The sequence below is a fragment of the Planococcus massiliensis genome (assembly GCF_000821325.1).
GTDB classification, from domain to species: domain Bacteria; phylum Bacillota; class Bacilli; order Bacillales_A; family Planococcaceae; genus Planococcus; species Planococcus ruber.
Genome location: NZ_CCXS01000001.1, coordinates 1,473,114 through 1,487,444 on the forward strand (window position 1 = coordinate 1,473,114; position 14,331 = coordinate 1,487,444).

At 46.7% G+C, this 14,331-nt stretch carries 15 protein-coding genes; 13 read left to right on the forward strand and 2 right to left on the reverse strand.

From position 1 onward, the window contains the following. Window positions 1-13 precede the first annotated feature (13 nt). The 3 genes from BN1080_RS07080 (at window position 14) to BN1080_RS07090 (ending at window position 2,792) form a co-directional block, all read left to right on the forward strand. Entirely contained in the window at window positions 14-247 is a 234-nt protein-coding gene (locus BN1080_RS07080) for a DUF896 domain-containing protein (protein WP_052651335.1), read from the forward strand. Between the two features lie 171 nt (window positions 248-418). Beyond that, window positions 419-2,419 carry a transketolase gene (gene tkt / locus BN1080_RS07085; RefSeq protein WP_052651336.1) on the forward strand — a complete coding sequence of 667 codons (2,001 nt, stop codon included), beginning with the start codon at window positions 419-421 and terminating at the stop codon, window positions 2,417-2,419. Between the two features lie 130 nt (window positions 2,420-2,549). Further along, window positions 2,550-2,792 (forward strand): YneF family protein, encoded by a 243-nt coding sequence (locus tag BN1080_RS07090; protein WP_052651337.1) that lies wholly within the window; start codon window positions 2,550-2,552, stop codon window positions 2,790-2,792. A 38-nt stretch (window positions 2,793-2,830) separates the two neighbouring features. Here the strand turns inward: BN1080_RS07090 and BN1080_RS07095 are convergent, their stop codons facing one another. Both BN1080_RS07095 and BN1080_RS07100 read right to left on the reverse strand, forming a co-directional pair. Next, a complete protein-coding gene (locus tag BN1080_RS07095) occupies window positions 2,831-3,784 on the reverse strand; it encodes an alpha/beta hydrolase (protein ID WP_052651338.1) in 954 nt (317 codons plus the stop codon). Window positions 3,785-3,796: 12 nt separating this feature from the next. Further along, window positions 3,797-4,696, reverse strand: a complete 900-nt coding sequence (locus tag BN1080_RS07100; protein ID WP_052651339.1) for a hydroxymethylglutaryl-CoA lyase — start codon at window positions 4,694-4,696, stop codon at window positions 3,797-3,799. 78 nt (window positions 4,697-4,774) lie between these two features. Between BN1080_RS07100 and BN1080_RS07105 the strand changes: the two genes are divergently transcribed. The 10 genes from BN1080_RS07105 (at window position 4,775) to BN1080_RS07150 (ending at window position 14,316) form a co-directional block, all read left to right on the forward strand. Continuing rightward, complete coding sequence (locus tag BN1080_RS07105; protein ID WP_052651340.1) at window positions 4,775-5,959, forward strand: acetyl-CoA C-acetyltransferase; 1,185 nt, start codon at window positions 4,775-4,777, stop codon at window positions 5,957-5,959. Between the two features lie 12 nt (window positions 5,960-5,971). After that, window positions 5,972-6,181, forward strand: coding sequence for a YqkE family protein (locus tag BN1080_RS07110; RefSeq protein WP_052651341.1), 210 nt, complete (start codon window positions 5,972-5,974; stop codon window positions 6,179-6,181). A 257-nt stretch (window positions 6,182-6,438) separates the two neighbouring features. Next, a complete protein-coding gene (gene ilvA / locus BN1080_RS07115; RefSeq protein WP_052651342.1) occupies window positions 6,439-7,728 on the forward strand; it encodes a threonine ammonia-lyase IlvA in 1,290 nt (429 codons plus the stop codon). Between the two features lie 120 nt (window positions 7,729-7,848). Continuing rightward, on the forward strand, window positions 7,849-9,453 hold the full coding sequence (locus tag BN1080_RS07120; RefSeq protein WP_052651343.1) for a pyruvate oxidase: 1,605 nt from the start codon (window positions 7,849-7,851) through the stop codon (window positions 9,451-9,453). Window positions 9,454-9,486: 33 nt separating this feature from the next. Beyond that, on the forward strand, window positions 9,487-10,521 hold the full coding sequence (locus BN1080_RS07125) for a zinc-binding alcohol dehydrogenase family protein (RefSeq protein ID WP_052651344.1): 1,035 nt from the start codon (window positions 9,487-9,489) through the stop codon (window positions 10,519-10,521). Between the two features lie 138 nt (window positions 10,522-10,659). Next, window positions 10,660-11,643 carry a GMP reductase gene (guaC, locus tag BN1080_RS07130; protein ID WP_052651345.1) on the forward strand — a complete coding sequence of 328 codons (984 nt, stop codon included), beginning with the start codon at window positions 10,660-10,662 and terminating at the stop codon, window positions 11,641-11,643. Between the two features lie 237 nt (window positions 11,644-11,880). After that, window positions 11,881-12,267 (forward strand): transcriptional regulator GutM, encoded by a 387-nt coding sequence (locus BN1080_RS07135; RefSeq protein ID WP_052651346.1) that lies wholly within the window; start codon window positions 11,881-11,883, stop codon window positions 12,265-12,267. A 33-nt stretch (window positions 12,268-12,300) separates the two neighbouring features. Further along, complete coding sequence (gene srlA, locus BN1080_RS07140) at window positions 12,301-12,828, forward strand: PTS glucitol/sorbitol transporter subunit IIC (RefSeq protein WP_052654459.1); 528 nt, start codon at window positions 12,301-12,303, stop codon at window positions 12,826-12,828. Window positions 12,829-12,867: 39 nt separating this feature from the next. Continuing rightward, complete coding sequence (gene srlE, locus BN1080_RS07145; protein ID WP_052651347.1) at window positions 12,868-13,920, forward strand: PTS glucitol/sorbitol transporter subunit IIB; 1,053 nt, start codon at window positions 12,868-12,870, stop codon at window positions 13,918-13,920. Window positions 13,921-13,950: 30 nt separating this feature from the next. Further along, on the forward strand, window positions 13,951-14,316 hold the full coding sequence (locus tag BN1080_RS07150; protein WP_234398943.1) for a PTS glucitol/sorbitol transporter subunit IIA: 366 nt from the start codon (window positions 13,951-13,953) through the stop codon (window positions 14,314-14,316). Window positions 14,317-14,331 lie beyond the last annotated feature (15 nt).

The window sequence follows — 14,331 nt, forward strand, 5'->3', positions numbered from 1 at the left end:
AAGGCGGGATTTTATGTTACCACCGGATAAATTAAATCGCATAAATGAATTATCGCGCAAATCGAAAACGGACGGCTTGTCTATCGAAGAAGCGAAAGAACAGTCGCTGCTTCGCCAGGAATATTTGCAGACTTTCCGCAAAACGATGCGCGGCACAATTGAAAATGTAAAAGTCATCGACCCGAACGGCAATGACGTGACGCCGGAAAAGGTCAAAAATATTCGAGAGAATAAGTATTTGAATTAATACTTATTCTCTTTTTTTGTTTTCGATCAAACCACTGGACATTTCACGACATAACTTCGCCCAAATTTCCGATAAACACCGCCGCATGCGGTTTACTAGTTGTATTCTTTTCTATTGTTGACTACACTAGAAAAGGATCTATATTTTTTTGTAGAAGAGAGGATGTTTTTCATGTCAAACCATGCAGATCAACTTGCAGTAACCACGATAAGAACGCTTTCTATTGACGCGATCGAAAAAGCAAACTCTGGTCACCCAGGCTTGCCGATGGGCGCTGCTCCTATGGCTTACTCATTATGGACAAAACATATGAACCATAACCCTAAAAACCCGACTTGGTTCAACCGTGACCGCTTCGTCTTGTCGGCTGGACATGGTTCCATGCTTTTATATAGCTTGCTTCACTTAAGCGGGTATGGCTTGTCATTGGAAGAAATCAAAAACTTCCGCCAGTGGGATTCAAAAACTCCTGGGCACCCGGAATACGGCCATACAGTCGGCGTTGAAGCGACAACTGGACCGCTTGGGCAAGGAATCGGCATGGCGGTCGGCATGGCAATGGCCGAACGCCACTTAGCTGCTACCTACAACAAAGAAAACTTGGACATCGTTGACCATCACACATTCGCTCTTTGCGGAGACGGAGACTTGATGGAAGGGGTTGCGGGTGAAGCCATTTCGCTTGCCGGCCACTTGAAACTGAATAAATTGGTGGTCCTATATGACAGCAATGACATTTCCCTTGATGGCGACCTCGCCATGAGTTTCTCTGAAGATATCAAAAAACGTTTTGAATCATATGGCTGGAATTACTTGCGCGTAGATGACGGCAACGAACTGGACGACCTATCTGCTAAAATTGCAGAAGCAAAAAAATCTTCAGACAAACCGACGCTTATTGAAGTGAAAACGGTCATCGGCTATGGTGCCCCAAATAAATCAGGAAAAGCTGATGCACATGGCTCACCGCTTGGTGAAGACGAAATGAAATTGGCGAAAGAATATTACAAGTGGACATTCGATCAAGATTTCCACGTGCCGGAAGAAGTCTATGAAACGTTCAAACAAGCGACGGAAGAATTAGGCGGAAAAGCCGAGAGCGCTTGGAACGAGTTGTATGCAACGTACGAATCACAATATCCGGAATTGGCTGAGCAATTGCAAAAAGCGATTGCTGGAGAGCTTCCAGAAAACTTTGATGCTGAATTCCCGACATATGAAGTGGGCAAAAAGCAAGCGACTCGCGCTTCATCAGGCGACATGGTCAATGCGATTGCGAAAGCGGTGCCTTCATTCTTCGGTGGAAGTGCGGATTTAGCAGGATCAAACAAAACGAATATTAAAGGCGGCGGCGATTTTGATGCTGAAAATCCAGCTGGACGCAATATCTGGTTCGGTGTGCGTGAATTCGCAATGGGCGCTGCTCTAAACGGTATGGCGCTTCACGGCGGTCTGCATGTATTCGGCGGTACGTTCTTCGTATTCAGCGATTATGTCCGCCCTGCAATCCGTTTGGCTGCATTGATGGGCCTTCCGGTCACATTCGTCTTCACTCACGACAGCGTAGCTGTAGGAGAAGATGGCCCGACGCATGAACCGGTTGAACATTTAGCCTCTCTTCGTGCCATGCCAAACTTGAGCGTTGTCCGCCCGGCTGATGCAAATGAAACGAAAGCTGCGTGGCGTTTAGCGTTGACTGCAAAATCAACGCCGACGCTATTGGTGCTTTCACGCCAAGACTTGCCAGTGCTTGAGAAGAGCGGCGAAATGGCTGAAACAGGCGTTGAAAAAGGGGCATATGTCGTTTCTCCGGCAGAAAACCCGCAAGCGTTGTTGTTGGCGACAGGCTCTGAAGTCAGCTTAGCTGTAGAGGCACAGAAGCAATTAGCGGAAGAAGGCATTTCCGTTTCTGTTGTTTCGATGCCGTCTTGGGACCGTTTCGAAAAACAGGATAAAGAATACAAGCAATCCGTTATTCCAAAAACGGTTAAGAAGCGTTTGGCAATTGAAATGGGGACTTCATTCGGCTGGGAACGATACACAGGCGATGAAGGCGATATTTTAGCCATTGACCATTTTGGCGCAAGCGCTCCAGGAGAACGCATCATGAAGGAATTTGGCTTCACTCCTGAAAATGTGGCAGCCCGCGTTAAACAATTGATCGAAGAATAAGCAGCAAAGAGAAGGGAGCTCTGTCCCTTCTCTTTTTTATCTATTTCTGTGTATAGTCACCACTCCGGATTTATAGTATAATCCATTGTGGTGCACTACTTATTTATGCAACACGAAGGAGGTAACTTGAATGTCTACATGGATTTGGATCGTAATCGTTATCGTGGCTTTGCTCGCCGGTGTTGCGCTTGGCTTTTTCATCGCTCGTCAATACATGATGAAATATTTGCAGGACAACCCGCCGATTAACGAAGAAATGCTGCGAATCATGATGATGCAGATGGGACAAAAACCATCTCAGAAAAAAATCAATCAAATGATGGCTCAAATGAATAAAGCGTCAACAAAACCTGGAAAACCAGCTAAAAAATAAAAAGCGCTCATCGTGAGCGCTTTTTTGTTTGGACGAAATTAATTGCTAGCCGTGCTTATATCCGCTTCAGAAGAGGCCAAGCCAAATTCCGCTAAAAATTCGGCTACTGTTTGTTCATACGCTTCTGGGTTTTTATTGAAGGACTGCGCATGTCCGCCTTGTTCAAAAAACTTCAATTTTTTCTTATCCGGTTTCAAATCATACATTTCCTGTGTCATTGCTGGCAAGATGAAATCGTCTTGCAGGCTATGGATGAACAAAACAGGCTTTTCGATCTGTCCAACCGCTTGTCGCGGCGATACGGTGCTGATGGAATAGCCGTCTCGCAATTTGAGGAACAGGCTGGCCACTCTCAAAGAAAGCGTTGTGCGAAGAGGCGTCGTCGTTCTCATGACATGCAGCAGCTGTTCAGAGATATCCGAAAAGCCGCAGTCGGAAATATAGAAATCGGCCGAGTCTTCCATGCCGGCATATAGGAGCGTTGTCGCGGCGCCCATCGATTCTCCGTGGATGCCAAAAACTACATCATCGCCTGCATGCATCTTCAAAGCTGCCACTACCGCTTTCAAATCCGTTTTTTCATAATGGCCGAAACTGGTCGTTTTCCCGCCGGAATCTCCGTGGCGGCGGTGGTCATAGACGACTGAATTGTAGCCGAGGCGCTCAAACATTCGGGCATATTTAAAAGAATTCACTTTCGATTCCGTTACGCCGTGGCAAATGATAACATAGCGGTTCGTTTGATGCGGCTCCAAAAAAATGGCTTTGATGGGATAGCCGTTTTCGGAATCGATCCATTTCTCGGTTTTATTGGCAGTGGCATACCAATGTTCGTCAATTCGTTTCGAGGTGATTTCGCGTTCTAAGATTAGTTCATCGTCTTTTGTCTTCATGTACATGATGCGGTTCGATAGGGCAATGCCGAAGACCGTTGTCGTCGCTGCTAAGATGCTGGAAACGGCTCCCGTTGCCCATAATAATTTTTTCTTCAAGGCATTGGCTCCTTACGCTCGGTTTTTATAGAGGCTATACATCCCGGTTTGTACGGGAGTGGATATATGGTGTTCAATTTTTTGGACGGCATCGCATAATTGGTCAAGGTCGATGCCGGTGTCGATGCCCATGCGGTGCAGCATATTGACAACGTCTTCGGTTGCCACGTTTCCTGTAGCGCCGGGTGCAAATGGGCATCCCCCAAGCCCGCCAGCCGAACTGTCAAACCGCGTAACGCCGGCATGAAGCGCAGCATAGATGTTCGCTAATGCCATTTTGCGCGTATCGTGGAAATGGGCTGTGATAAGTGTATCCGGAAATGCTTCGGTGATTTTCTTGAACAGTGCATAACTTTCGTTGGGTGCTGCCATGCCGATCGTATCGGCCACACTCAATTCATCCACGCCCCACTCGACGAATTGCCGGCAAAGAGCGAGTGTCGCTTCTGGATCCACGGCTCCTTCAAATGGACAATAGAAGGCAGTAGAAATGCAGGCTCGAACGAAAATGCCGTCTTCTTTCAATTTGGCTACCAGCGGTTCGAGCGCTTTCATGCTTTCGGCAGTTGTTTTGTTGATATTCTTTTTATTGAAAGAATTGGAAACGCCGACAAATACGGCAATGGCTCTTGCTCCGGATTCCAAAGCTGCCTGAATCCCTTTTTCATTTGGCGCTAACACAAACTGGCGGCCTTGTTTTTCGGCGCTTGCCATGATGTCTTTGGCATCTGCCATTTGCGGCACCCATTTCGGCGATACAAAAGAAGTAAGCTCCATTTCCTGGATGCCGGACTTTTGCAGCCCTTCAATAAATTGCAGTTTAAAGTCTGTTGTCACGATGCGCCCTTCATTTTGAAGGCCATCGCGCGGCCCAACCTCGATAATTGTTGCATTTTTTGGTAAACTGAACATAATATCCCCCCTGTTAATCATTGTATCGAGAGGGGGGATAAAAGAGCAACAAGTAAACGCTAACAAGGGGGAAATAATGTGTCACAAGAAATCGTAATTGTCAGCGCCGTCCGTACGGCTATCGGATCGTTCCAAGGGGCATTGAAAGACGTTCCGGCAACTGAACTAGGAGCCATCGTCATTAAAGAAGCTGTTAATAAAGCAGGAATTGCGGCAGATCAAATTTCGGAAGTCATCATGGGCAATGTGCTGCAGGCTGGCCTTGGCCAAAATCCAGCGAGGCAAGCATCGATCAAAGCGGGCTTGCCTGAAACGGTTCCAGCTATGACGATTAATAAAGTCTGTGGATCTGGTTTAAAAGCTGTACATTTAGCTTATCAGGCAATTTATGCAGGGGATGCAGAAATTGTGGTTGCCGGCGGAATGGAAAATATGAGCCAAGCGCCTTACTTATTGCAAAATGCACGAAGCGGCTTTCGGATGGGCGATCAAAAAGTCATCGACAGTATGATCACAGACGGGCTGACTTGTGCATTCAACGATTACCATATGGGCATCACAGCCGAAAATCTGTGCGACCGCTACGGCATTACGCGCGAAGAACAGGATGAATTCTCAGCGCGTTCCCAGGCACGTGCGGCAGCGGCGATCGACGCCGGGCGCTTTGACGACGAAATCGTGCCAGTGGAAATTCCGCAGCGCAAAGGGGATCCGGTCATTTTCAAAACTGACGAATACGTAAAACGCGATTCCACCGCTGAGAAGTTAGGGAAATTGCGTCCAGCCTTCAAGAAAGACGGCAGCGTGACGGCTGGCAATGCATCGGGCATCAATGACGGAGCAGCTGCAGTGGTCGTGATGTCAAAAGCAAAAGCTGAAGAATTAGGGTTAACGCCGCTCGCAGTCATCGCGGCAAATGGAAATGCGGGAGTAGACCCGGCAGTCATGGGCATCGGACCTGTTCAAGCAGTTAAAAATGCATTAAAGAAAGCAGATCTAGCTTTAGCGGATATCGAATTGATTGAAGCGAATGAAGCATTTGCTGCCCAGTCAATTGCAGTGGATCGGGAACTTCAATTTAATCACGAAATATTAAATGTCAATGGCGGTGCAATCGCGCTTGGCCATCCAATCGGCGCCAGTGGTGCGCGGGTTTTTGTCTCCTTGCTTCATGAAATGAAGAAGCGCGATGCGAAAACCGGCCTCGCGACGCTGTGCATCGGCGGCGGGCAAGGCGTTGCAACCATCGTAAAACGTCCTTAAGGAGAGAACAGCATGGCGAAGAAAAGAGAAGAGGCATCAAGCAATTTACCAGAAGATATTTTGGCGAAATTACAGGAAACAAAAAAAGCACTGGTAAAAGAAGAACAGAAACGTGCAGAAGAAAAACACGCGCAGGAACTGTTTGAGCGGAAAGAACGCGAAAAGAATTTATCGTTTGCGGAACTTCTCGAACGGCATGGCGACAAAGGAAATAAATATTAACTTGAATCAGGAACTTTTCGTCCTCCACCGGAGGCGGAAGGTTCTTTTTTCTTGTGCAAAAAAACAAAGTAAAGAAGCGATCGAAAAATCTAGTCAAAACATGAGCAGAATTTCGAGTAAACTTCCAGAACCTGAAATTGAAACGCTTACATTTTAAAAGGATGAAAAAAGTCGAAAAAAATTCACAGAAAAGACTGAGAATTACGAGAAATATGTTACGATGGGGAGAAATAATTTTAGTGGAGATGGTATGGCCTATGACAAAAAGAATGATGGCAGAAAAAGAACGCGAAGTAAAAGTTCCGAAAGTAACGGTGGAAGACATCGTCATTGCCAATCAGGCATTGAAAGATGTAGTTCTTAAAACGCCGCTGCAAAAAAATGAAATCCTCTCAGCCCGGTATGGCTGCAACGTGTTTTTAAAACGGGAAGACCTGCAAGCGGTCCGTTCGTTTAAACTGCGCGGAGCTTATAATTTTATTCAGAGTTTGAGTGACGAAGAGAGACGCCAAGGCGTTGTCTGTGCCAGTGCCGGGAACCATGCACAAGGGGTCGCTTATTCATGCTTCAAATTGGGCATTGAAGGCAAAATCTTCATGCCGTTGACGACCCCTCGCCAAAAAGTTTCCCAAGTGGAGCGGTTTGGCGGCGATAAAGTTTCGGTCGTCTTGATCGGCGATACGTTTGATGATTCCTATGCTTCCGCGATGAACTATTGCACTTCTGAAAACAAAGTGTTTGTCCATCCGTTTGACAATGAGAAAATCATTGCTGGGCAAGGCACGGTAGCGATGGAAATCCTGAATGATATGCAAGCGCCGGTCGATTATTTATTTTGTGCCATCGGCGGCGGCGGTTTAGCTTCTGGGGTAGGCTCGTATTTAAAAGGAATCAGCCCGTCGACCAAACTAATAGGCGTCGAACCGGAAGGCGCACAAGGCATGCGGACATCGATGGAGCATGGCCAAGTGACGCGTCTGGAGGCGATTGATACATTTGTAGACGGTGCTGCCGTTAAACAAGTCGGCGATCTGACGTTGCAGATTTGCCAAAACGTGGTGGACCAGGTCTCCATCATTCCGGAAGGGCGCGTATGCACGACGATCTTGCAGCTTTACAACGAAAGTGCCATAGTGGTCGAGCCGGCCGGAGCCCTTGCGATTGCTGCTCTTGAACAGCACCAGGAAGAGATTCGAGGGAAAAATGTCGTTTGTGTGGTGAGCGGCGGCAATAATGATATCGAACGCATGCAGGAAATCAAAGAGCGCTCGCTGATTCATGAAGGCTTAAAGCATAACTTTATTGTGACATTCCCGCAGCGGGCCGGAGCCCTTCGGAAGTTCATGGAGCAAGTGCTTGGCGAAACCGACGATATCACCCATTTTGAATACACAAAACGCACGAACCGGGAAGCGGGGCCGGTCGTAGTAGGGATTGAATTGCAGTCAAAAGAAGACTATTACCCGCTTGTCCAGCGGATGGCCGAACAAGGCTTCCCTTTTGTTGAAATCAACCACGATCCGCTGCTGTTTAATCTATTAATTTGACCGATCGCAAGCTGGACTCTCAAAAAGTTCGGTTTGTGTTTTTTTATTGGCTGAAATTGTTTATGGCTGTTCGAGAGAAGGGAAATGAAGGAGGGGAAGACCAAACGGAGGAGGGACTGTATGTTTGAACATAAAGCCGGTGCCTATGCCGTCGACTTGCTGAAGGAATGGGGAGTCGATCATCTATATGGAATGCCCGGAGATTCCATCAACGAATTTATGGAAGAGTTAAGGAAGGAAGAGTCTATCCGCTTTATTCAAATCCGCCACGAAGAAACCGGTGCACTCGCCGCTGCTGCGTATTCGAAACTTACGGGCAAAATCGGCGTCTGCATGTCGATTGCCGGGCCAGGGGCAGTCCATTTACAAAACGGCCTGTACGATGCCAAAAAAGATAAAACACCGGTTCTTGCGATTGTCGGACAGGTGGAAAGCGAAAAAGTGGGTACGGACAATTTTCAAGAACTTAAACTTGAATCGATGTTCGAAGACGTCGCTGTCTACAACCGCCGCGTTCAGCAAGCTGAACAATTGCCGGACATGCTGAACCAGGCGATCCGAACGGCTTACGCTGAAAAAGGGCCGGCTGTGTTGATTGTTTCAGATGATTTGTTCAGCACGAACATCAAGCGGGACAAAGAAATCAGTTCGCCCGTCTATTCGATGCCGAAAATCAGAGGCGCCGAGGAAGATCTGCAGAAAGCGGCGGATTTGATCTCGGCTTCGAATCGTCCGATCATTTTGGCGGGAAAAGGGGCGAAACACGCAGTGCCCGAACTTCTGGCATTAGCGGAAAAAATTAAAGCGCCGCTCATTGCTTCGCTGCCGTCAAAAGGGATGATTCCAGAAAGCCATCCTCATTACCTTGGCCACTTAGGCCAACTTGGAACAGAACCCGCAAAAGAAGCAATGAAAGAAGCGGATTTGCTGGTTCTGGCAGGGACGGCTTATCCTTACCGCGATTATTTGCCGGAAGATGCCCCTGCGATTCAAATTGATATAGAGCCGCGCGTCATCGGAAAATACTATCCTTCCACAGTCGGAATCGTCTCTGAGGCAAAATCCGCTCTTTCTTGGCTAGCCGAGCATAGCCGTGAAAAAGAAGGCCGATATTTAGGGGAGTTCCAAGAAAAACAGCAAAAATGGAATGAACAATTGCAGGAAGATATCCAGCAGCAGACAGAAACACTGCAGCCCCCGCAAGTCCTTGCTGAAATCCAGCAAGTGCTGGAGAAAGATGCGGTGATTTCTTTAGACGTGGGGAGTGTGACCATATGGACTGCCCGCTATATGAAACTGGACGGCCAAGCACTCCTTACTTCTGCTTGGCTCGCGACCATGGGGTGTGCATTGCCAGGGGCAATCGCTGCAAAAATCGCTTACCCTGACAGACAAGTGATTGGCATTATTGGAGATGGCGGATTTTCGATGGGCATGCAGGATTTTGTGACAGCCGTGAAATACCGTTTACCGATGACGCTTGTCATTTTTAATAATCAAAAAATCCAATTGATTGAACACGAACAGCAGGAAATCGGCAATGAACCGACCAATGTGGAACTGGGCAATATCGATTTTGCCGCTTTTGCAGCTGCCTGCGGAGGAGTAGGCTACACTGCGAAAACAAAAGTTGAATTGAAAGAGGCTTTAGCAAAAGCAAAAGACGCGACTAAACCTGCGGTCATTGATGTTTATGTAGAGGACATATCGCCTGAAACAAAATAAATGGAATAGTTGTCCGAAGAAAGGAAGAGGTAAATGGACCAAACGATTAAAGCCTATGGATTTTACCAGCCGGGAGACCGGACAAAACCACCTGAATTCGTGGCTGAGCAGGTGCCGAAGCCAGCCGTTGCTGGAAGAGACTTATTAGTGGAAGTAAAAGCAGTTTCAGTTAATCCGACCGACTTGCGGACACGGGATGCAAAGAAAGACAGTGATGATTCGTTTACGATTGTCGGTAGAGATGTGGCAGGCATCGTATTAGAAAAAGGAGAAGCCTGTGAATTGTTTGAAGTCGGCGATGAAGTGTTCTACGCCGGAACTAATAACCGCCCGGGCGGGCACAGTGAATGGCATGTCGTGGATGAACGGATTGTCGGCAAAAAACCGCAGCAATTGGATTTTGCACAAGCCGCCGCTCTCCCGCTCACGAGTTTAACAGCATGGGAAGCCTTATTTGACCGATTAGGCGTTTCGCATGAAGCAGCCCAAAATGAAGGGAAATCCATCCTGATCATCGGTGCAGCAGGCGGTGTGGGTTCGATTGCCGTTCAACTTGCTAAATTGGCTGGGCTGAAAGTAATCGGCACCGCTTCAAGGCAGGAAACATCAGAGTGGGCGAAAAAGCACGGTGCTGATATCGTCATCAATCATCATGAAAAAATGATGCCTCAGCTCAAAGAGCAGGGATTAAAAGAAGTAGACTATATCTTCTGCCTTTCGGATCCGGATGGGCATATGGCGAATATGGCAGAAGCGATCGCTCCTCAAGGGAAAATCTGTTCCATTTTGCCGCTGCAAAAGCCGCTCGACATGCAGCTTTTTGCAAAAAGCGCCACGTTCGTTTATGAGTTGATGTATACGCGCTCCGTCTATCAAACGGAGGATATGGGGGATCAGCATAAAGCATTAAACCGTATAAGCGAATGGGCAGATGAAGGAGCGGTCGTTTCAACAATGGCCAACAAGTTGAAACCGTTGAACGCCAATACGTTAAAAGAAGCCTATGAACAGTTGCTGACCAACAAGACGATTGGAAAAATCGTGGTGGAAGGCCCTTTTGAGGAATGATCGAAGCAGCCTGCGAATTCCGCAGGCTGTTTTTCATTTGAAAACCTTTGACAAACATTTTTAATTATTGTACATTGTCTTATGGACGAACAATAACGAAATAATTTTATTTATTATTCGTATTTAGGAGTGTATAACGTGGAAAATGTATTTGATTACGAAGATATTCAATTAATTCCTGCAAAAGCGGTGGTAAATAGCCGGTCAGAATGCGACACATCCGTTGACTTTGGAGGACGGACTTTTAAGTTGCCGGTCGTGCCTGCAAATATGCAGACGATCATTGACGAAAACATTGCCATCAACCTTGCAGAAAATAATTATTTTTATATTATGCACCGTTTCCAGCCGGAAACAAGACTTGATTTTGTGAAGGATATGCAGGCAAGAGGCCTATATGCATCGATAAGTGTCGGCGTGAAGCCGGAAGAATATGAATTTGTTCAGCAATTGGCGGCAGAGCGGCTGATTCCGGAATATATCACGATTGATGTTGCCCATGGGCATGCAAACTCTGTAATCAATATGATTCAGTACATAAAAAAACAGTTGCCTGCGAGTTTTGTCATCGCTGGGAACGTCGGAACGCCTGAAGCAGTCCGTGAACTCGAACATGCTGGAGCGGATGCGACAAAAGTTGGCATTGGACCGGGAAAAGTTTGCATCACGAAAATTAAAACAGGCTTTGGCACGGGCGGCTGGCAATTGGCGGCGCTTCGCTGGTGTGCAAAAGCGGCAACCAAACCGATTATTGCAGACGGCGGCATCCGCACACATGGAGATATCGCGAAATCGGTGCGTTTTGGCGCTTCGATGGTAATGATTGGCTCATTATTTGCAGGCCATGAAGAATCGCCTGGCCAAACAGTGGAGACTGACGGCAAACTTTATAAAGAATATTTCGGGTCAGCTTCAGAGTTCCAAAAAGGCGAAAAGAAAAACGTCGAAGGCAAGAAAATGTTTGTCGAATACCGAGGTTCTCTGAAAGATACTTTAGTCGAAATGGAGCAAGATCTGCAGTCAGCGATTTCCTATGCCGGAGGAGATAAACTGAGTGCTATCCGCACTGTGGATTATGTCATTGTCAAAAATTCCATCTTTAATGGAGATAAAGTTTACTAACTCCCCTATGAGCCGGTAAATTAATCGGTAAGAGAGTCTAGACAGCCTTAAACGGCTGTCTTTTTTTATTGTGCATATATCCAAAAAACGGCGATTGGGGTTAGAATAGAAAGAGAGTTAGAATAGTTTTAATATTCTTTCAATAATAGTTGATTTCTAATGTAAGCGCTTTTATAATGAAGGTATTAACATATGTTACGTTATAGAACATATGTAAAAAAGAATGGAGGGATTCTTTTGTGGGGGTGGTTTATAGCCGTATTTGCCGGAGTATGGCTGCTTCAAATCATGATGACAAAAATTCAAATGAAGAATTATCAGCTCACCATCAAAAAAATGAGCAAAAGGCCTTCAGGCTATTTAGGGGTGGGCATCCAGAAACAAAAACTAGGAATAGGGGTGATCGCTGTAATTGTAGTTAACAATGACGGGATGGTTCTTGAAAGCCAATTAATGAAAGGCGTCACTGTTTTTAGCCGGTTTGAACCGTATACGGTTTACGATGGTCTTCATATTGAAGAGGTTAAAAAGAAAACAGGAGGCGAATCCGTCGATCAAGCTGTGAAAATGGCTATTGAAAAAATCGAAAGCCAAATGGAAAAGAAAGCCATTGTGGCTGTATAAGGAGGAAGGAATATGGGCGTTTTAGATTCAATCATGGACTTTTTAGTTAAACTCGCAGAAGGCTTTATCGGAATGTTCCAAGCGGGAGCTGATACGTTTACCGGCTTGGTTACAGGAATCATCCCATTGCTCATTGTACTGATTACCGCCATTAATGCTCTTATCCGGATGATCGGAGAAGAACGGATCAACAGGCTGGCACGCCGAAGCACCAAAAATATCATTCTGCGCTATACGCTTTTCCCGGTTTTGGCCGTTTTCTTTTTGACCAATCCGATGGCTTATACTTTCGGAAAATTTCTTCCGGAAAAACAAAAACCGGCTTTTTATGACTCTGCTGTCTCTTTTGTGCATCCAATCACTGGTTTGTTCCCGCATGCAAACCCGGCTGAATTGTTTGTCTATCTGGGCATCTCCGCTGGAATCACGACATTGGGATTATCGCTTGGGCCGTTGGCAATCCGCTTTTTCCTAGTGGGGATCATCGTTATCCTGATTCGCGGAATCGTGACAGAAATTATTACGGTTCGCATGATGAAATCAAAAGGCATGGAAGTCTAAGCGCAATAGATGTGTTCAACTTAAAAGGGGGCTAGGAATATGACAAATACGCATGCACCATTAAATTTCAAGGCGATTTCCGTCACGAAAGGCCGAGGCGGCTGGGGTGGGCCGCTGACCATTCGTCCGAACGAAGAGCAGCGTTACATCGTTTCGGTCACTGGAGGCGGAATTCATCCGGTAGCTGAAGAAATTGCGCGTCTGACTGGAGCGGAAGCCGTCGACGGCTTTAAAACTTCTTATGCAAAAGAAACGATGGCTTGCGTCATCATTGACTGCGGAGGGACAGCCCGCTGCGGCGTGTATCCGAAAATGGGGGTATTGACTATCAACGTTAACCCGACATCGCCTTCAGGGCCGCTGATGAAGTTTATAAATGAAGAAAACTTTGTTTCGGGTGTGACGGTTTCTGATATCAGTGCTGCAGCCGCCCCTTACGAAGACCAAGACCAAGTGAAAAATGCGGTGGATGAAGTGGAAGCGCCGGCTGCTCACAAAACGCCGCAGGAAATTAAAGAGGAAGCAAAGCGAAAAGCTGCCGAAACCTATAAACAGCCAAAGAAAATGAACATTATCGAAAGAGTAGGCCGCGGCGCCGGAAAAGTAGTAGGCGTCCTGTACCAGGCTGGACGCGAAACAGTGGACCAAGTGCTTAAGAATATCCTGCCGTTTATGGCGTTCGTAAGTATGCTGATTGGGATCATCACGTTTACAGGAATTGGAGACATCATAGCAAACTTTGTCTCTCCGCTTGCCGGCAATATTTTCGGTTTGCTCATCCTTTCGGTCATTTGTGCGCTCCCGATCCTGTCGCCGCTGCTTGGACCCGGTGCCGTTATCGCTCAGGTCGTCGGGGTGTTGGTCGGAGTGGAAATCGGCCGTGGAAATATCCCTCCTGCTTTGGCGCTTCCGGCATTATTTGCAATCAACCCGCAAGTTGGGGCTGATTTTGTGCCGGTTGGCTTGACGCTTGGAGAGGCCGAGCCGGAAACGATCGAAGTCGGAGTGCCGGCGGTCTTGATTTCCCGGATGATTACAGGGCCGCTGGCAGTAATCATTGCTTATCTATTCAGTTTTGGCTTGTACAGTTAACTTAAAGGGGGCAGCTAGGTGGAGAATGTCATGATTAAAAAATATGAAGCTAAAATAATTGAAATCGGGGAAGAAGTGGAAATCTTTTCAGAAGAAAATATGATGGTTATTTTTGACGATTCCGTGCCGATCGAGTTAAGGACTTTCGGGGTCATTCACGAAAAAGTGCATCTTCTCGGAGAAATTGAAAGCGGCGATGTGCTTGAAATTGCCGGTGAACCATACGATATTTTATTTGTCGGAAGCAAAGTGAACGACACAATAAATGAAATTGGGCATTGCACGATTTCTTTTAATGGCGAAACCTCGGCTGATTTGCCAGGAACGATGTGCGTAGAGAAAAAAGCCCTGCCGGAATTGGCAGTAGGAGCAAAAATTCAGATTTACAAAGCCTAACAGAGAGGAGACTGA

Coding starts and splice junctions, on each gene's coding strand:
- ilvA (WP_052651342.1), top strand. CDS start 6,439: ATGACAAAAAGAATGATGGCAGAAAAAGAACGCGAAGTAAAAGTTCCG.
- srlA (WP_052654459.1), top strand. CDS start 12,301: ATGGACTTTTTAGTTAAACTCGCAGAAGGCTTTATCGGAATGTTCCAA.
- BN1080_RS07120 (WP_052651343.1), top strand. CDS start 7,849: ATGTTTGAACATAAAGCCGGTGCCTATGCCGTCGACTTGCTGAAGGAA.
- tkt (WP_052651336.1), top strand. CDS start 419: ATGTCAAACCATGCAGATCAACTTGCAGTAACCACGATAAGAACGCTT.
- BN1080_RS07125 (WP_052651344.1), top strand. CDS start 9,487: ATGGACCAAACGATTAAAGCCTATGGATTTTACCAGCCGGGAGACCGG.
- BN1080_RS07100 (WP_052651339.1), bottom strand. CDS start 4,696: ATGTTCAGTTTACCAAAAAATGCAACAATTATCGAGGTTGGGCCGCGC.
- srlE (WP_052651347.1), top strand. CDS start 12,868: ATGACAAATACGCATGCACCATTAAATTTCAAGGCGATTTCCGTCACG.
- BN1080_RS07110 (WP_052651341.1), top strand. CDS start 5,972: ATGGCGAAGAAAAGAGAAGAGGCATCAAGCAATTTACCAGAAGATATT.
- BN1080_RS07080 (WP_052651335.1), top strand. CDS start 14: ATGTTACCACCGGATAAATTAAATCGCATAAATGAATTATCGCGCAAA.
- BN1080_RS07150 (WP_234398943.1), top strand. CDS start 13,951: ATGATTAAAAAATATGAAGCTAAAATAATTGAAATCGGGGAAGAAGTG.
- BN1080_RS07090 (WP_052651337.1), top strand. CDS start 2,550: ATGTCTACATGGATTTGGATCGTAATCGTTATCGTGGCTTTGCTCGCC.